This window comes from Photobacterium sp. NCIMB 13483, from assembly GCF_003025475.1.
Classification (GTDB): Bacteria; Pseudomonadota; Gammaproteobacteria; order Enterobacterales; family Vibrionaceae; genus Photobacterium; species Photobacterium piscicola.
Window position 1 is genome coordinate 331699 of record NZ_PYLV01000001.1, and the last position, 19419, is coordinate 351117.

16 protein-coding genes are annotated in these 19419 nt (G+C 39.1%); 11 read left to right on the forward strand and 5 right to left on the reverse strand.

The features are described from left to right. Both sapA and pspF read right to left on the reverse strand, forming a co-directional pair. Entirely contained in the window at window positions 1-1620 is a 1620-nt protein-coding gene (gene sapA, locus C9I86_RS01540) for an ABC transporter substrate-binding protein SapA (RefSeq protein ID WP_107275407.1), read from the reverse strand. A 136-nt stretch (window positions 1621-1756) separates the two neighbouring features. Next, window positions 1757-2773, reverse strand: a complete 1017-nt coding sequence (gene pspF, locus C9I86_RS01545) for a phage shock protein operon transcriptional activator (protein WP_107275408.1) — start codon at window positions 2771-2773, stop codon at window positions 1757-1759. 218 nt (window positions 2774-2991) lie between these two features. Here pspF and pspA point away from each other — a divergent pair, with 218 nt between their 5' ends. The 6 genes from pspA to tyrR all read left to right on the forward strand — a co-directional run bounded on the left by pspA (window position 2992) and on the right by tyrR (window position 8756). Continuing rightward, entirely contained in the window at window positions 2992-3660 is a 669-nt protein-coding gene (gene pspA / locus C9I86_RS01550) for a phage shock protein PspA (protein WP_080156715.1), read from the forward strand. Window positions 3661-3738: 78 nt separating this feature from the next. Next, on the forward strand, window positions 3739-3966 hold the full coding sequence (gene pspB / locus C9I86_RS01555) for an envelope stress response membrane protein PspB (RefSeq protein ID WP_045026590.1): 228 nt from the start codon (window positions 3739-3741) through the stop codon (window positions 3964-3966). Continuing rightward, window positions 3966-4352 (forward strand): envelope stress response membrane protein PspC, encoded by a 387-nt coding sequence (pspC, locus tag C9I86_RS01560; protein ID WP_080156714.1) that lies wholly within the window; start codon window positions 3966-3968, stop codon window positions 4350-4352. The genes pspB and pspC overlap by 1 nt, the downstream gene beginning before the upstream one ends. Window positions 4353-4486: 134 nt before the next feature. After that, window positions 4487-5884, forward strand: coding sequence for a YcjX family protein (locus C9I86_RS01565; RefSeq protein ID WP_107275409.1), 1398 nt, complete (start codon window positions 4487-4489; stop codon window positions 5882-5884). After that, on the forward strand, window positions 5881-6912 hold the full coding sequence (locus C9I86_RS01570) for a YcjF family protein (protein ID WP_107275410.1): 1032 nt from the start codon (window positions 5881-5883) through the stop codon (window positions 6910-6912). The genes C9I86_RS01565 and C9I86_RS01570 overlap by 4 nt, the downstream gene beginning before the upstream one ends. 305 nt (window positions 6913-7217) lie before the next feature. After that, window positions 7218-8756, forward strand: a complete 1539-nt coding sequence (gene tyrR / locus C9I86_RS01575) for a transcriptional regulator TyrR (RefSeq protein WP_080156711.1) — start codon at window positions 7218-7220, stop codon at window positions 8754-8756. 84 nt (window positions 8757-8840) lie between these two features. Here the strand turns inward: tyrR and C9I86_RS01580 are convergent, their stop codons facing one another. Beyond that, complete coding sequence (locus C9I86_RS01580; RefSeq protein ID WP_080156710.1) at window positions 8841-9335, reverse strand: methylated-DNA--[protein]-cysteine S-methyltransferase; 495 nt, start codon at window positions 9333-9335, stop codon at window positions 8841-8843. A 163-nt stretch (window positions 9336-9498) separates the two neighbouring features. Here C9I86_RS01580 and rimJ point away from each other — a divergent pair, with 163 nt between their 5' ends. Beyond that, entirely contained in the window at window positions 9499-10083 is a 585-nt protein-coding gene (gene rimJ, locus C9I86_RS01585; RefSeq protein ID WP_080156709.1) for a ribosomal protein S5-alanine N-acetyltransferase, read from the forward strand. A gap of 100 nt (window positions 10084-10183) precedes the next feature. On the opposite strand, the gene pyk is transcribed toward rimJ, so the two are convergent. Together pyk and C9I86_RS01595 are read right to left on the reverse strand one after the other, a co-directional pair. Beyond that, a complete protein-coding gene (gene pyk, locus C9I86_RS01590; protein WP_107275411.1) occupies window positions 10184-11629 on the reverse strand; it encodes a pyruvate kinase in 1446 nt (481 codons plus the stop codon). Window positions 11630-11824: 195 nt separating this feature from the next. Beyond that, entirely contained in the window at window positions 11825-12682 is an 858-nt protein-coding gene (locus C9I86_RS01595; protein WP_080156707.1) for a MurR/RpiR family transcriptional regulator, read from the reverse strand. 344 nt (window positions 12683-13026) lie between these two features. Here C9I86_RS01595 and C9I86_RS01600 point away from each other — a divergent pair, with 344 nt between their 5' ends. From C9I86_RS01600 to fabV, 4 genes are all read left to right on the forward strand, one after another. Next, window positions 13027-13860, forward strand: a complete 834-nt coding sequence (locus C9I86_RS01600) for an NAD-dependent epimerase/dehydratase family protein (protein WP_080156706.1) — start codon at window positions 13027-13029, stop codon at window positions 13858-13860. A 1023-nt stretch (window positions 13861-14883) separates the two neighbouring features. Then, window positions 14884-15549, forward strand: coding sequence for a TetR/AcrR family transcriptional regulator (locus C9I86_RS01605; protein WP_080157175.1), 666 nt, complete (start codon window positions 14884-14886; stop codon window positions 15547-15549). Window positions 15550-15593: 44 nt separating this feature from the next. After that, window positions 15594-17843, forward strand: coding sequence for an acyl-CoA dehydrogenase (locus C9I86_RS01610; protein WP_107275412.1), 2250 nt, complete (start codon window positions 15594-15596; stop codon window positions 17841-17843). Between the two features lie 214 nt (window positions 17844-18057). Continuing rightward, on the forward strand, window positions 18058-19260 hold the full coding sequence (gene fabV, locus C9I86_RS01615) for an enoyl-ACP reductase FabV (protein WP_107275413.1): 1203 nt from the start codon (window positions 18058-18060) through the stop codon (window positions 19258-19260). Window positions 19261-19419 lie beyond the last annotated feature (159 nt).

Sequence of the window (19419 nt, forward strand, 5' to 3'; positions counted from 1 at the left end):
TTACTCAGTCCGATAGACACTAGAAAATGAGCGTGAGCCAAAAGGACTCATTTGCAGCCCACCGAGTGTTTTGTTATGCGCTTGGAAATGCACACCATGAGCAAGAGGAATGATAGGCACTTGCTGATCAAGAATATCTTGTGCATGTTGATAATAGGTAACTCGCTGTTGAGTTTTATTGGTACGTAATGCTAATTCAATTAAATTATCAAATTGAACATCACACCAATTAGCAACATTGAGTCCTGCATATTTAGCATTACATGACAATAATGGCCGTAAAAAGTTATCAGGATCGCCGTTATCTGCAATCCAACCCGCCAGCATCATATCGTATTTATTCATATCATTCACACCCAGACGACCAACGTTATCTTGATGATAAATAATCACATTAATCCCAATGGCTTTGAGGTTAGCTTGAATAAGCTCGGCTGTTTTTTGTGGGCTAGGGTTATAAGGTCGTGATTCTAAAGGCACCCACATTGTTAGCACTTGCGCATTGTCATAGCCAGCTTGTTTGAGTAAGGCCTTCGCTTTTTTAGGGTTATAGTTAATGGCTTTACTATTATTATTGTAGGCCCATGATGTTGGCGGCAATAAGCTTTTTGCTTTAGTGGCTGTACCGTAATAGACTGAATTTAATAATGTATTTCTATTAATGGCATAACTAATCGCTTCACGAACTTTAAGGTTGTTTAAGGGTTTTAGATCAGTATTTAATGCTAGGAATGATACGTTCATGCCTGTTTGAGCCAATAGCTCATAATTGTCATTATCAGTAATAACGGGTAGCTGACTTGCAACGGGAGAGGCTAAAACATCACATTCAGCACTTAATAATTTGGTTAGATTGCCCATCCCACGTGATGAAATATCAAACACCACTTGTTCCATCGGCGCAGCGCCTTGCCAGTAATGAGTATGGTGCTTTAATCGAATGAGATCATTTGGAATAAACTGATCCACATAAAAAGGTCCAGTGCCAATAGGGCGACTGTCTAATTTACCTATTTGGCCTGATTTTAATAATTGTTTGCCATACTCTGCTGAATAAATAACCGCATAGCTGGTGGCTAAATTAGATAAAAATGAGTTATCAGGGCGTCTTAAAGTAAATTGAACCGTATGAGGATTAAGGGCTTTAATCGCTTCGATATCATTGGCAAACCCAAGACTTTCAAACCATGGATAGCGTCCGCCTGAAATATGATGAAAAGGGTTATCAGGGTTAATCACGCGATCAAAGCTAAATACGACATCATTCGCATTCATGGTACGAGTTGGAGTAAACCATGCGGTTGTTTGAAACTGTACTCCCTGGCGAAGGGTAAAGGTATATATTAGACCATCGTCACTGACGGTCCAGCTTTTCGCCAAATCAGGTAACGGTTTGTGGCTAACAGGATCAAGTAATAGCAGACGGTCAAAAATTTGTGCCGAAAGGGTTTCTGCTGTTAGTCCACCGTCTGTTAACTGGGGATTAAGTGTTGTGGGTGTATCTTGACCACAATAGACAAACCCATGACGTTGAGTTGTAGATTCTTTTGTTGGTTGTTTACAGCCATTGAGAGCTAATAAAACCAAACCAACAATAAAAAGACGATAGTAAGCGCTCATATTTAATAGGCGTTATTTGAAATTAAGTTTTTAAATTTAACATTTTCCATGTCGGTCACCAAGTTATCCTGCTAGTTTTGAATTAAATTAGCAAAAAAGCGTCAATTATGTTGAATTTTATGTGTAATTTGATTGATTAATCACCATTAACATTGAGGTCATATTTGCGTATTAATCCTCTTAGTTGATGGTAGCTAAGCCCTAATAACTCGGCTGCTTTTGTTTGATTAAATTTAGCTAAGACTAAAGATTGTTCAATCCACGTGATTTCTTGCTGTTGTAGTTGTTGGCGTAAATCAATCGGAAAGGTCAAGGTTGATACTGTTTGATTTGGCTGTGGCTTGGCCGTTGGTTGTTCGATGGTTGGTGTAGGAGCATCCCATGAAGTACTAAAAGGATCGATAACAATAGTATCAATGACTTCATCTTCCAGCGCGTGACGAAACACTGAACGTTCAACGACATTCTTTAATTCACGAATGTTACCAGGCCATGCGTAGTCTAATAATTGTTGCTGGGCTTGAGAGCTAAAACCTGCAAAATAACTGAAGTTCATCTCACGACACATACGAACCGCATAATGTTCAGCCAGCGGTAGAATATCATCAACGCGTGCTCTTAGTGGTGGAAGGTGGATCACTTCAAAGGCTAATCTATCTAATAGATCGGCTCTAAATTTTCCTTCAGCTGCGAGTTGTGGCAAGTTTTGATTGGTAGCACAAATCAATCTAACATTGGCTTGGCAGCTTTTATTACCCCCAACTCGTTCATATTCACCATATTCAATTACACGTAAAAGCTTTTCTTGTACGCCCATTGGTGCGGTTGCGAGTTCATCTAAAAAAAGTGTGCCATTTTCTGCGCGTTCAAACCGCCCCTGATGTCGACCTTTCGCGCCTGTAAATGCGCCCGCTTCGTGACCAAACAGTTCTGAATCAATCACACCTTCTGCTAATGCGGCACAATTTAAGCTAATAAGTGGTTGTTCCCATCGAGTTGATAAATAGTGAATTCTTTGTGCAATCAGTTCTTTACCAGTGCCTCGTTCACCTAAAATTAGTATTGGGCGGTTAAGTGTTGCTAACCGTGATGCGTGATCAAGTACGGCTAAAAAAGCGTCTGATTCACCGATTAATGTTTCGGTCTTTCTCATTGGTCAATCTCACTAATAATTAGTTATATTCACTATATCATTGTTTGGTGAAAAACGAGGGTGTTTATTATTTTCTATAAAAACAACAGCTTAAAAATTGGCACGTAAATTGATATGTATATAAAAGAATGACACCTCACATAACAATATACTGTGAGTTTAATGACAGAAACCGTTAATTGAGTGAACTTCAATACGGTTGACCAAGGAGTTTTATTATGGGTATTTTTTCTCGTTTTGCTGATATTGTAAATGCTAACGTTAATTCATTATTAGATAAGGCAGAGGATCCACAAAAGTTAATTCGTCTTATTATTCAAGAAATGGAAGATACATTGGTTGAAGTGCGTACTTCATCAGCACGTGCATTAGCTGACAAAAAAGAACTGCGTCGCCGTATTACTGCTATTGAAGCACAGTCAACAGATTGGCAACAAAAAGCCAGTTTAGCGATTCAAAAAGGGCGTGAAGATCTTGCTCGTGCTGCATTAATTGAAAAACAAAAATTGGTTGACGTTGCGTTAACGCTAAATGAAGAATATAAATTAGTTGATGAAACGATTGAGAAACTATCGTTAGAAGTAGCTGAACTTGAGCGTAAATTACAAGAAACGCGTGCTCGTCAACAAGCATTAGTGACCCGCCATAAAGCGGCTGGTACTCGTCGAGACGTACGTCGTCAGCTTGATACCAGTAAAGTGGATGAAGCTATGTCGAAGTTTGAACAATATGAGCGTCGAATTGATGAAATGGAAGCAGAAGCGGATAGCTATAGTTTTGGACGCGGAAAAAGCTTAGAGTCAGAATTTGCTGATCTTCAAGCACAAGATGATATTGAAAAAGAGCTTGAACGTCTAAAAGCAAGCATGAACGAAAAACAACAATAAATAATTGTAGGTATTGCCTTTTCAATAAGAGCAAAAGAAGAATAGTGCTATTACCTTTGCGTGAAAGGAGAACAACAAATGTCGATGGGTTTTATTAGTGTTCCGTTAGTGGTGTTTATGATCGTTGTGGCGCCACTGTGGTTGATTCTTCATTACCGCAGTAAGCGTAAATCAGGTGAGGGATTATCTGGTGAGGATCATCAAAAGTTAGAAACCTTAGTGGCACGCGCAGAGGTGATGCAAGAGCGGATTGTTACGCTTGAGCGAATTCTAGATGCTGAAGCGCCACAATGGAGGCAAAAGTAATGCGTAAAACATTATACCGTGATCCTAAAAATGGTAAGTTGGGTGGTGTTTGTGCAGGTTTGGCTGAATATTTTGGTGTTGAAATTTGGCTGATGCGGATTTTGGCTGTGACAGCTTTTTTATTGGGTGTCGGTTTTTTCGCAACGGTTGCTTATATTGCCGCTTGGTTAATTTTAGATAAGATGCCTTTGCAGCGTAAAGAACAACAACATCAATATACTGAACATAACGTCAAACAAAAACCGTGGCAAAGTGGGCAGTCACCCCAGCAGATATTGCATAACGTTGAAACTGAACTTGAGCGTAGTGAAGTCCAAATTCAAAAAATGGAAGCTTATGTGACATCATCAGCCTTTAAAGTTGATCGTGAATTTAATAAACTTTAGTGTCAAACACTAAAGTACTTGATGTTACTTGCCGGAATTTAAGTAAAGAACATCAATATAAGCAGGTACTGATGGTTCAGGCCTGCTTTTTTTATGGGTGTTTATTAAACCATATATGTTAATTAGGAACCGTAATGAATCGAATTAGCAATGAAGTGAATAAATGGGTTAATCGCAGCCTTGATCGCCATGTGCGTCTTGCGGTAACGGGTTTATCACGCGCAGGAAAAACGGCCTTTATTACCTCACTGATTAATCAGCTATTGCACGTAAGTACCAATCCTCGCTTGCCGATGTTTTCTGCGGTAAGAGAAGGTTATTTATTGGGCTCAAAACGTGTTCCACAGTTAGACATGCATGTGCCTAAATTTGGCTATGATGAGGGGATCAACGCTTTATTATCATCGCCACCGTCATGGCCGCAACCAACCAGTGATGTTAGCCAGACACGATTAGCATTGCGCTTTAAGCCGCAAAAAGGGGCATTAAAATTATTTCAAGATACGGCAACTCTGTACCTCGATATTATTGATTACCCAGGTGAATGGCTATTAGATTTACCGTTACTTGAGCTTGATTTTATTAGCTGGTCTAAGCAACAAGCACAAGTATTAAAAGGACAGCGTTTAGCATTAGCACAATCATGGTTAGCAATGGGGGAGCAATTTGATCCGTTTGCTCCTGCTGATGAAGCGTTAATTGAAACTATCGCGGCGTCATTTACAGATTATTTGCATCAATGTAAGGCTGAAGGTGGGTTACATTGGGTTCAACCGGGGCGATTTGTATTGCCAGGGGAATTAGCGGGCGCCCCAGTATTGCAGTTCTTCCCGATGATATGGACCAATAAATACACCGAGCAACAACTTGCTACTGCCACTGATGATAGCAATTTTGGCATGCTAAAAAAACGTTATAAGTATTATCAACAACATGTTGTGAAAGCTTTTTATAATGATCATTTCTCAAAGTTTGATCGACAAATTGTACTCGTTGATTGCTTACAACCACTAAATGCTGGGCATGAGTCGTTTAACGATATGCGCCAAGCGTTAGATCAATTAATGCAAAGTTTTAAATATGGGCGTAGTTCAATGTTACGTCGATTGTTTGCTCCACGGATTGATAAGGTGCTATTTGCCGCAACAAAAGCGGATCATATTACACCAGAGCAACACCCAAACTTAGTGGGATTATTACAGCAGTTAGTTAATGAAGCATGGCAGACCGCCTCGTTTGAAGGTATTACCATGGATTGTGTTAGCTTAGCATCGATTCAAGCCAGTGAACCTGGGTTTGTTAACTATCAAGGCAAACAAGTGCCAGCATTACGTGGAACGGATATTGATGGTAATGCACAAACATTCTTTCCTGGTGATGTGCCGCGACGATTACCTAATCAAGATTTTTGGAATAGGAATGGATTTGATTTTATTAATTTACGTCCATTACCTCAGCAAGTAGATGAACCTTTACCACATATTCGAATGGATAAAGCATTGGAATATCTTTTGGGAGATAAATTGCAATGACAGAGCCATTAAAAGCAAAAATAGTGTTTGATGAATCACAACAGCCATTAAGTGATCAGCAACCGGATTTAACGGTAAAGATGAACTTTGAACAGCAAAGCGAGTTTTTACCCGATACCGTTGAAAGTGCTGAAGTTGAAAGTGAACAAACACTTGGTCAAATTTTAGCAGCTAAACCTAAGCGCCGTTACCGTTGGTTTAAAGGGTTATTAGTTGCTGGTGCTGCGATGGTGGGCTGGCAAACAGTAGACCATGTCGTAACAGCTTATCAAACCAGTAATTGGTTATCATTAGGATGGAGTGCCATTGTTGCCGGTATTGCTGTTGCAGGTATCGGTGCGTTAGGGCGTGAGTTAATTAATTTACGTCGTTTAAAACAGCGTCAGACAGAACGTGATCAAGCCCATCAATTATTAACCGCTGATGGCATTGGTTCGGGTAAAGCTTTTTGTGTGAAATTAGCTAAATTGAGTCAAATTCCAACGGATAATCATGGCTATGATCGTTGGTTACACGCACTAGCGGCAACCCATAATGATCGGGAAGTGTTGGCACTTTATGATCAAATGGTAGTGAGTCAACAAGATAAATTAGCCCGACAACTGGTTGCAAAATACTCCAGTGAAGCGGCATTAATGGTAGCGTTGAGCCCGCTAGCAGCAGCTGATATGTTGCTCGTTGCTTGGCGTAACTTTCGTCTAATTGAGCAGATATCGGCTGTTTATGGTATTGAACTTAGTTATTGGTCACGGATTAAATTAGTAAAGTTAGTGCTCGCCAATATGGCATTTGCTGGTGCATCTGAAGTCGTGGCTGATTTAGGGATGGATATGCTTTCAATGGATCTTGCTGGACGGATGTCAACACGAGTAGCACAAGGGGTTGGTGTTGGTTTACTTACTGGTCGATTAGGCCTTAAAGCGATTAACCTTATGCGTCCATTACCGTGGATGGAAGGAGAACAACCAAGGTTAAGCGAAATTCGTCGAGATTTGTTAAGTCAACTAGGCAAACAAGATAAAAGTTAATCAAGCATTAGCACTTAAAAAAGAGAACTTCGGTTCTCTTTTTTATTACCGAAATATCTCTTTTTATATTTAATCAGTACAGATGCGATCTCGTAGCTTGACTCATTAATAGGTTCGTCGCACACTGACATAACTGTCAGGAATAGTTGACAGTATGCACTAACAAATTGTTTTCATTATGTGGATTAAGACGCTCAATTATAAACCTTAACACTATGATTATTATTACTATTGTTAAAGATTATCCTCGATGGATAACTGTAATGAATTACGCACAAAAAACGAATAACAAGAAGGTGTAAACAATGAGATTACAGGTCTTTTGCGAAGATAGAGTCGGCATGACTCGTGAACTGTTAGATATTTTAACCAGTCAAGATATTGATCTTCGTGGGATTGAAATTGATCGTATCGGTATTATTTATTTAAATTGTCCTGAAGTTGAATTTGAACAATTTAGCCAATTAATGTCGCAGATCCGTCAGCTTGATGGCGTTACCGATGTACGTAAAATTCAGTTTATGCCCAGTGAGCGTGAACACACTGAATTATCTGCTTTATTACAGACATTACCCGATCCCTTCTTTACTATTAATCTAAACGGTAAAGTTGATTTTGCCAATCAGGCAGCCGAGCAATTAATGGGTCATCGTAGTGATGATCTCTTTAATGAAAATATTCATACTTTATTAGGGTTTAATTTTTCCCGTTGGTTAGATAGAAATCAAGCTCAGAAACATAGCGAGATTGTGGTTATTGCTGGGTTAGATTATCAAATGGATATTATGCCCGTCTGTGTTAATGATGATACCTCTGAACCTGTACTCGTTAGTGTGTTGATTTTATTAAGATCGCTTTCTGAAGCTAAAATGCCTGTAGTGATGCGAAGCATTAATGGTGACAGTGGTTTTGAGCATTTAATCGGGCAGTCATCACGATTTAAACACTTACTGGGTCAAGCAAAGAAATTGGCGTTATTAGATGCACCTTTACTGATTCAAGGTGAAACCGGTACAGGCAAAGAAATGTTAGCGCGTGCTTGCCATCAACGCTCGGTGCATCGTGATAAACCATTTTTAGTCGTTAACTGTATTTCTATGCCAGATAATGCGGCAGAAACAGAGTTATTTGGTTGTATTGAAAGTGCTAATGAACCGGCAAAGAAAGGGATTTTTGAACAAGCGGCTGGAGGGACTGTTTTCTTGTATGAAATTGGCGAAATGTCAAAACACCTACAGATTAAATTACTGCGTTTCCTACAAGATGGCACATTCCGTCGTGTCGGTGAAGAAGCTGAAATAAAAGTATCGGTACGAGTGATTTGTTCAACCCAGAAAAAACTGCCTGATTTAGTCGCTGAAGGGGCATTTCGTGAAGATCTTTATTACCGACTGAATGTACTGGCTTTAGTGGTGCCACCACTTCGTGAGCGTGCTGCTGATATTGTGCCATTAGCTGAATTATTCTTAGCGCAATTTGCACAAGAGTTACATCAACCTAAGCCGTTATTATCGGAAGAATTAGCATCCACACTGAAACAATATGCTTGGCCGGGTAATATTCGTCAGTTGCGTAACGTGCTATTTCGCGCGATGACGCAGGTGGAAGGGGATGAAATGACATCGACGGATGTGCAATTACCTGAGAATGAGTCAAGTACGGTTATCAATGAAGAAACCTTAACGGGATCGTTAGATGAAATAATGAAACGGTACGAATCTGGTATTTTATCGAATCTATATCAGAGTTATCCATCCACTCGTAAATTGGCTAAACGGTTAGGGGTTTCTCATACTGCGGTGGCGAATAAGCTTCGAGAATATGGGCTTAGCAAACGCAGTTGATCATTAAACGTAAAATAAAAGAGATAGCTTTCATTGCTATCTCTTTATTTTTTATAATAAACAATAAAGCGATGGGAGTTTGAATTAATCGTTCTGATGCGCTTCTAGTAAGATGGTGTCGCCAGCCTCTAGGGCTAATAGTAGTGCGACAATATCTTCGCCATAGCGATAACCACATAATGAGTTATGACTGTTTAATACGCGGTGACAGGGGATTACAATGGGGATGGGATTAACATTTTTAGCCATACCGATTGCTTGGGTTGCTTTGGTATTGCCAATATTTGCGGCTATTTGCTCATAGGTAACGGTTTCACCGTAGGGAATATCAGCAATAGCATGCCATATTTGTTGTTGAAACAAGGTGCCTTGTGGGGCAAGAGGGAAGGTGAATTTTTGTCTAGAGCCGATGAGGTATTCTTTGAGTTGTCTAATGAAGGGGGCCATAAACTCGGGGTTATGTTGCCATATTTCATTAGGGCTATAGCTGGGACTCGTAATTGATAGTTGTCGAAGACCTTGATGATCTGCCAGCAACATAATATTTCCCAGTTCTGTTTCAATACAATCGTAATACATCAATAACTCACTAAAGGCGTAATAATTAATAACATTGACTGACAAAGAGTAACAGACAACGACATGCTAATATATCGAATATTGAATGCGGCTTGTATTCAATATCATGTAAACTCATAAAATGTGCGTTATATCAATTAACATTGTCATGTCGAGGTCGTACTTGTTTCATTCAATTATACATCGCTCATCAACTATTGTACTTGATGATATAAAAATTCGCTTGATTGAAACGCGAGATGCGGAACAAATTTCAGCATACTATCAGCGTAATCGTCACTTTTTAGCGCCGTGGGAGCCATTACGGCATGAGGCTTTTTTTAGCTTAGCTGGTTGGCAGCAACGTCTTGAACAAATTGCGACTCTGCATCGTCACGAGATGGCTTTTTATTTTGTTATTGAGCATCGTGAAACGAATACTATTATCGGGGTGATTAATTTTAGTAATTTAGTGAAGTCACCTTTTTATGCCTGTCATGTCGGTTATTCATTAGATCAAGATTATCAGGGTAAAGCGGTGATGCGTCGTGCATTAACTGCTGTATGTGAGTGGATATTTATTGATAAGCATTTTCATCGCGTTATGGCGGCGTATATGCCACATAATAATAAAAGTGGTAGTGTATTAACGGCGGTAGGTTTTGAGCAAGAAGGGTTAGCGAAAGATTATTTATTGATCAATGGCCAATGGCAGGATCATATTTTAACATCATTAGTGAACCCGAATTGGTCACTGCCGATAAATTAAGTTTGTTTTAAAACTGAAAAGGCTGAGAATATGATCTCAGCCTTTGTCATCCATATTTCCACTGCTATCAATGATACGTGTATAGCGGTGTAGTTAAGGGTTAATCAACCGTCAAAATACGCATATTATTGGTTGATCCAACGGTATCCATTTTATCACCTTGAGTAATAATGGTTAGATCGCCAGGTTGTACATATCCTGTCTCTTTTAGAACATTCAATGCATGCTTTGCCGCATCTAAACCTGCGTCACTGTCGCGATCAAAAAAGACGGGAGTAACACCGCGATATAATGAAGCTTGGTTCAATGTCGTTTTATTTCGCGATAATGCAAAAATAGGTAATCCTGAAGAAATACGAGACATTAAGCGTGGTGTACGGCCTGATTCTGTCATCACGACAATCGCTTTAATGCCCACCATATGGTTAGCGGCATACATGGTTGCCATTGCAATGGTTTCTTCAGGGTTTGAGAACTTACGATCTAAGCGATGATTGGAAATATTAATACTTGGTTCTTTTTCTGCACCAAGACAAACACTGGCCATTATTGCTACTGTTTCAACAGGGAAGTCTCCCGCAGCTGTTTCTGCCGATAACATAACCGCATCAGTACCATCTAATACCGCATTGGCAACGTCCATCACCTCGGCACGTGTTGGCATTGGACTAGTGATCATTGATTCCATCATTTGAGTTGCAGTAATAACGGTTCGATCAAGACTACGCGCGCGACGGATTAGCTTTTTCTGCACACCAACAAGTTCCGGATCGCCAATTTCAACGCCTAAATCGCCACGAGCAACCATCACCACATCAGACGCTAGAATAATATCGTCCATCGCTTCTGTTGTTGCCACTGTTTCTGCACGTTCTACTTTGGCGACTAATTTCGCCGTTAGTCCTGCTTCTGTTGCTAATTGACGGGCATAATGCATATCTGCACCATTGCGAGGAAAAGAAACCGCAAGGTAATCGACCTTCATGGCTGCAGCTGTAATGATATCTGCTTTATCTTTTGCTGTTAATGCTGCCGCAGATAAGCCGCCGCCTTTTTTATTTATGCCCTTGTTATTCGATAAAGGGCCAGCAACGGTAACGATGGTATGTACTTTATTACCAGCAACTTCAGTTACTTGTAGTTGAACTCGACCATCATCAAGTAACAACACATCACCTTTCACAACATCATTAGGTAATTCTTTATAGTCAAGACCGACGGCATCTTGATGGCCTTCACCTTTGGGTAAGTCACTATCAAGAGTAAAACTATCGCCAATGCTAAGCTGAATTTTGCCATCTTTGAAAGTTGATACACGAATTTTAGGTCCTTGAAGATCGCCTAAAATAGCGACATGTTTACCTAAGCGTGCTGCAATTTCGCGTACTTGTTGAGTGCGAAGGATATGATCTTCTGGGCTACCATGGGAAAAGTTCATGCGAACCACGTTAGCACCCGCAGCAATGATTTTTTCTAGGTTATTATCACGATCAGTTGCAGGTCCTAGGGTCGTCACAATTTTGGTACGTCTTAGTTGTTCTAACATTATAAGCTCCATGTAAATAAACTGATTTATCTATCCAATGCCATTGCAGTATAAGTGATTGGATAAAGAAGATGTGTGTATAAATGCGACTCAGTAATTTAAGATAAGGCGATGATAGGTATTATCAAATAGAGGGGTAATGAGAGTGCACAGTAATGTGTGTTAGCGAAGCCGAAACTTCGCTATCTATCTGTATTACAATAAATGACGTTCTTTTGAAAAACGAGAGTCTTTAAGTGAGTCTTTTACACGTTTTAGGTTATCGCGAAAACTCGATCCTCGACGTAATGTAAAGCCGGTTGCGAGAACATCAATGACAGTCATTTGTACAACACGGCTCGCCATTGGCATATAAATATCGGTATCTTCAGGAACATCAAGGCAAATCGATAATGAACATTCACGCTCTAATGGTGAATGTTTTGCTGTAATACCAATGACTGTTGCGCCATTTTCACGTGCCATTTGTGCTATTTCAACTAGACTTTTAGTTCGTCCTGTGTGTGAAATAACAACCACAACATCGCCATCACTGCAATTAATGACACTCATGCGTTGCATAACAATGTCGTCAAAACACACAATCGGGATATTAAATCTAAAGAACTTATTTTGAGCATCATGTGCTACGGATGCTGAAGCGCCTAATCCAAAAAAGGATATTTTTTTTGCTTGTGTCAATAAATCAACCGCTCGGTTAATTTGCATCGGATCAAGACTATTTTTGGCGACATCTAAGCAAGCCATGGTTGATTCAAATATTTTTGCCGTGTAAGCATCAGGGCCATCATTTTCTTCAACATTACGGTTTACATAAGGCGTGCCGTTTGCCAAACTTTGGGCCAAATGTAATTTAAAGTCAGGGAAGCCTTTAGTATCAAGTCGACGACAAAAACGGTTAACGGTAGGTTCACTTACATCGGCCATTTTGGCTAATGTTGCAATGCTAGAGTGAATAGCCGTTTGTGGCGATGCTATAATAACTTCCGCTACTTTACGTTCAGATTTGCTGAAGTGTTCTAAGTTATTTTGTATTTTTTCTATGGTATTCATAGGTATTTATGCACTTCGTTATTGAATTTCATTTGTAGCATTCTTGTCATCAAGTTGCCCATATAATGAAACTATACTACTTAACTATTAACATATTCTAGCTGTTCACGGTCTTTTTCAGTGTGTTCTTATTAGATTTTGATCGAGATCGACTTTTTATTTTCAGAATTGAAATTTATAAAACAAATAATGTTAGTTTTTGTTGTTTTATTTTATCAGTTTTGAGTATTTGTTTTATAAATAAAGACTTATTTCAAGCTCTGAAATAAATAATAATGACTATGTTCTATCATTTTTGAATAAATAACAGATTGAATAATATTTAAATAAAAAAAGGATAATCAATGAAAGTCAGTATTTGTGGCTGTGGATGGCTCGGATTACCGTTAGCATTATCATTAAAAAGCCAAGCGATTGAAGTATGGGGCTCTAAAACAACGATAGAGGGCGTCAATGTATTACAGCAACTAGGCATTAATGGCTGCTTATTAACATTGCCATTAACTGAAGAGATGAATCCAACAACAATCCAATTTTTAACAACGGATGTGTTGATTATTGCAATCCCGCCTGGCCGTAGAAATCTTGAACCTCAGGTTCATATTGAAAAGATCATGTCATTAGCAACCGCAGCAAAGAAAGCTGGGTGTCAGCGGATTATTTTTATCAGTACTACGTCGGTATATGATCCACTACAAGGGGAGGTGTTAGAAACAACCCCAATACATCCTAATTCCGCTTCTGGGCAATTACATTACACATTAGAACAGCAATTACGTCAGCAATGGCAACAACAACTGACAGTATTACGTTTATCTGGATTGATTGGACCGCAACGGCATCCGGTGACGTTTTTATCTGGTCGTCAACAATTGAGTGCAGGTAAGCAGCCCGTTAATTTAGTGCATTTAGATGATTGTATTCGTGTTATCTCAGCCATTATTGCGCAGCACCCTTCGATGCCTATCATGCATTTAGCCGCTAGTACACACCCTAGTCGTGAACAATACTATACTGCGATGGCGATTAAATCACAGCTGCCAATTCCTGAGTTTAGCGATGATAATCATGGCGTTAATGGTAAAAAAATAAATTCAAATCAGACTCTTAATACCTTAAGTGTAGTGTTGCAACATGATGACTTATTATTAGGTACACCACAAATTAGCTTAAAATAAGCAAAAAAAACGCTGAAATAAGTATTTCAGCGTAAAAAATTACAATTAGGAGTTAAAGCAGTAGTAGTAGCAATTTAAATTACAGATGTTGTGTTTGACGGCCTGAAAAACATAATAATCATCTATAATTTAAATTCTTATATAATCAGACTGCGCGTTAGTAAAAGAGTTCATTTTAATCTTAGAAAGATTCAATTATTTTATTGAAGGATATGTTGACTCTTCTTATGTCTGCGTTTGATAGCATAAAAGCCGTGATGGCAGATAAAAAAATCCCGCTGATAAGTATCAGCGGGAAGGAGATTATCCAAAAATACAATTAGGAGTTAAAGCAGTAGTAACAATTTAAATTACAGATACTGTGTTTGACGGCCTGAAAAACACATTAATCATCTATAACTTCAATTCTTATATAATCAGACTGCACGTGAGCGAAAGAGTTCAACTTAATCTTAAAAAGATGCAATTATATTATTGAGGGATGAAATTACTCTTCTTATATCGATGTTTAATCGCGTAAAAACCATGGCGACAGATAAAAAAATCCCGCTGATAAGTATCAGCGGGAAGGAGATTATCCAAAAAAATACAATTAGGATTTAAAGCAGTAGTGAATTAAACATTTAATAAAAAGTATTATTGCCATGCAAAATAGCGGTTTATCAAATTGAATACATAAGTAAGAGTACCGCTATAAGATAAAGTTCAAAAAAAAATAGTTTTATTTGAAAATGATATTTTGTAGCGCTTGATTGCCGTGTAGATAAAGAAAACCCATCAACAAATATTTGTTAATGGGCTCTGAAGTAAAAACTTCTAAAAAAAGCAGTGGTATTCGTAAGACATTATTTTTTCATATTGGTTCCAATCTTATTTTATAAATGATGGTTTTTTTTGTCATTGATTATAAAAGCGTTTAATTGATTTTTACGTGACGAAATAACAAATTGTGATGTAGCGCATTTGTTAAATGTTATGGTCTTGTGTAATATTCAAACAAGCGTTTTAATCGGGGCTGATTATATGAAACAACAAGCAACGACGAAGAATCGAATACTGGATACTGCTGAATTATTGTTTGCAGCTCGTGGTTTTAAAGCAACGTCATTACGTGCGATTACGACAGCTGCGGGGGTTAATCTGGCCTCAGTTAATTATCATTATGGCGATAAGAAAGGATTAATTCGTGCGGTATTAAGCCGTTATCTTGAACAATTTATGCCAGCATTAGAAATGGAATTAGTCACGTTACATCAGCGTGATGAGTTTTCTATGGAAGAGGTATTTTTCTGCGCTAAACAGCCATTGTTAACTTTGGATACTTGCAAGGCTAATGGTACTACTATTTTCATGTCTTTACTTGGCCGCGGCTATACCGATGTACAAGGGCATTTACGGTGGTTTATCACCACTCATTATGATGAAGTCATTCAGTTATTTATTAGCGCTGTACGTCGTGCCCATCCTTGTTTAGATCCTGAAACATTATTTTGGCGATTACATTTTACCCTTGGTGCTGCAGTATTTACGATGGCATCAAGTACAGCCCTATGTGAAATAGCTGCCAATGATTTTTCTAATCAGATCCAAATTGACGATTTAATTAATAGATTAGTGCCTTATCTTGCGGCAGGCGTTGCTGCACCAATAGAACTGAATCAGTCTTTTGTCGTCAATATTAGCGGTTAATAAACCATAAATACTCGCCATTGAATCACAAAAGGATATGCATTATGAGCTCGTTATCAAGCATGCGTAAACGTTATATAAGTGATCCTGTTTTTAAACGGTTTAAAACATTATTACCCCCACTATCTAATACTGAAAAAGAAGCAATGGAAGCCGGTAGTGTGTGGTGGGATGGGGAGTTATTTGGTGGAGATCCACAATGGCAAACATTGCTTGATTACCCTAAACCAATATTGACACAAGAAGAACAACACTTCATTGATACAACATTGCAGACTTTATTAGCAATGTTAAATGATTATCAAATTGTGCAGCAGCAAAAAGATTTACCTGAGGACGTTTGGCAATTTCTGCGTCGTGAAAAATTCTTTGCATTAATTATTAGTAAACAGTATGGCGGTCTTGATTTTTCTGCTCATGCTAATTCAACTATTGTGGCACAAATAGCAACCCGTAGTTTAAGTGCTGCGGTTTGTGTAATGGTACCTAATTCACTTGGTCCTGGTGAGTTACTTACCCACTATGGTACTCAACAACAAAAGGATTATTGGTTGCCTCGTCTTGCTAATGGGGCAGATATTCCTTGTTTTGCATTAACTGGCCCTGAAGCGGGATCTGACGCTGGCGGTATTCCTGATGAGGGAATAGTTTGTTATGGCGAATATGACGGCGAGCAAGTTATTGGCTTAAACCTCACATGGAATAAGCGTTATATTACGCTTGCGCCTGTTGCGACGGTACTTGGGCTGGCATTTAAAATGCAAGATCCTCAAGGCTTACTTGGTGATAAGGTTGATTTAGGTATTACTTGTGCGTTGATTCCTGCTGATCATGCTGGCGTTGAGATTGGTGAGCGGCATGATCCTCTTAATATGGCATTTATGAACGGTCCTACGCGCGGTCATAATGTGTTTATTCCATTAGACTGGATCATTGGCGGCCAAGATTATGCAGGAAAAGGTTGGCGAATGCTGGTGGAGTGTTTATCTGCGGGACGTGGTATATCCTTACCCGCTTTAGGAACTGCTGTTGGGCATTTAGCCGCTAAAACAACGGGAGCTTATGCTGTTGTTCGAAAGCAGTTTGGTATGCCAATTGGTAATTTTGAAGGTGTCGCACAAGCATTAGGTCGTATTGGTGGCTTTACTTACATGCTAGAAGCCGCTCGAACATTGACGACCACAGCATTAGATATGGGACAAACACCTGGCATTGTGACTGCTATTGCTAAATACCATATGACGGAGATGTCTCGAACCGTTTTAAATGATGCAATGGATGTGCATGCTGGACGGGCTATTCAATTGGGGCCAATGAATTATTTGGGTCATCATTATTTTGGTATTCCAGTGGCAATAACGGTTGAGGGAGCAAATATAATTACCCGTAATCTAATGATCTTTGGTCAAGGTGCAACCCGTTGTCATCCTTATGTATTAGATGAAATGGCGGCAGCTGCAAATCCTGATGCAGAACAAGGGATGAAAGATTTTGATAGTTTGTTGATACAACATATTGGTTTTGCAACTCGCAATATAATTAAGTCATTATTAAACGCAGTGAGTGGTAGTTGTTTTAATCGTGCCCCTGTTAGCGGTGAAACGCGACATTACTATCGTCATTTAAGCCGTATGTCAAAAGCGCTCGCGGTTTGTGCTGATATATCAATGTTGAGCTTAGGAGGCGAATTAAAACGTCGAGAGTTATTGTCAGCTCGCTTAGGTGATGTGCTTAGTTATTTGTATTTAGCGTCAGCAACATTGAAGCGATTTGAAGATCAAGGACGCCAACAACAAGATCTACCGTTAGTTGATTATGCATTACAGCATTGCTTGCATCAATGTGGCGTCGCATTTGATGAAGTGTTTACAAATTTTCCTCGTAAAGGGGTTGGGCGCACATTACGCTTATTAACATTTCCATTAGGTATACATTATTCAGCGCCAAAAGATGCGCTTAGTATCAGTATTGCATCATTATTAATGACACCAAGTGTGCACCGTGATCGATTAACACATTTATGTTATGTCGGAGATAAGCATGATGATCCCGTTGCTATTATGGAACGTGCATTTATTGCATTGCATGAGATCAAACCTTTGGAGCGTAAATTAATGCAAGCAACACGCAATGGTGAGATCCCACGCAAGGCTTTATTAAATAAGAAGTTACAGTTAGCTTTGGATGCGGGAGTGGTCACAGAAGAAGAGATTAAAAGGATAGAAAATGCAGAGCAACTAAGGCAGAAAGCGATCCAAGTTGACCATTTCTGTGCTAACCATTTTAATAACTAAGTTTGCTACCAGGAAAGGCAACTTAGGGTACTTAGTCTTTGATATATAAACCTGGATTCTCCCGTGTGCCACGTTAATACGTGGCACTTTTTTTGACCAAAATTTAGTGTAACACCTCCAACCACTACGATTTTTGCTCATTTATGGCATAAATTTAATGCGTATCTGTCATTAACCTTTTATCCTATTCACAATTATGTAAGGGAAGTTGAAAATGATCATCAAACCTAAGACTCGTGGATTTATTTGTACAACAACGCACCCTGTTGGTTGTGAAGAAAATGTAAAGCAGCAAATTGCTGACACTAAAGCACAAGGCCCAATTGCAAATGCACCTAAGCGTGTATTAGTTGTAGGTTCTTCTAGTGGTTATGGCTTGTCATCTCGTATTGCTGCGGCATTTGGCGGTGGCGCTGCAACAATTGGTGTTTTCTTTGAAAAACCAGGTACAGAGAAGAAGCCAGGTACTGCAGGTTGGTATAATTCTGCGGCATTTGACAAGTTTGCTAAAGCTGAAGGGCTTTATTCAAAAAGTTTAAATGGTGATGCTTTCTCTAACGAAGCAAAACAAAAAACAATTGAATTGATTAAACAAGATCTTGGTCAAATTGATATGGTTATTTATTCACTGGCATCACCAGTACGTAAATTGCCAGAGACTGGTGAAGTGATTCGTTCATGCCTAAAACCTATGGGTGAAACGTACACAACAACAGCGGTCGATACCAATAAAAACGTATTAATTGAAACCAGCATTGAACCTGCAACAGAACAAGAAGTTGAAGATACTGTTACTGTTATGGGTGGCCAAGATTGGGAACTATGGATTGATGCGCTAGCGAATGCTGATGTATTGGCTGATGGTTGTAAGACCGTTGCCTTTAGTTACATTGGTACAGAGCTTACATGGCCAATTTACTGGCATGGCGCGTTAGGCAAAGCAAAAATGGACCTAGATCGTGCCGCGAAAGAGCTAAACACCAAGCTAAGTGCGACAGGTGGTTCTGCAAATGTTGCTGTGTTAAAGAGTGTTGTTACACAAGCAAGCTCTGCGATTCCAGTTATGCCGTTGTACATTGCAATGGTATTTAAGAAAATGCGTGAAGAAGGCGTACATGAAGGCTGCATGGAGCAGATTTTACGTATGTTTAAGCAACGCTTGTATAAAGAAGATGGCACAGCACCTGACGTTGATGCAGAAAATCGTCTTCGTTTAGATGACTGGGAATTGCGTGAAGATATTCAACAGCATTGCCGTGATCTATGGTCAACAGTAACTAATGACAACTTATATGATGTTGCTGATTATCAACAATACAAAGATGAATTCTTGAAGCTATTTGGCTTTGGTGTTGATGGTATTGATTACGATGCTGATGTGAATCCTGTGGTTGATTTTGACGTAGCAGACATCTAATAATCGCATTATAAAATAGATATTGAATAAACCGCCAATGATGGCGGTTTTTTTATATCTGCTATTGATCCTATTGATCCTATTGATGCATAATGATTTTGTATTTTTCAGGTATTAAAAAGCCAGCATAAAAGTGCTGGCTAATAAATCAGAGAAAAC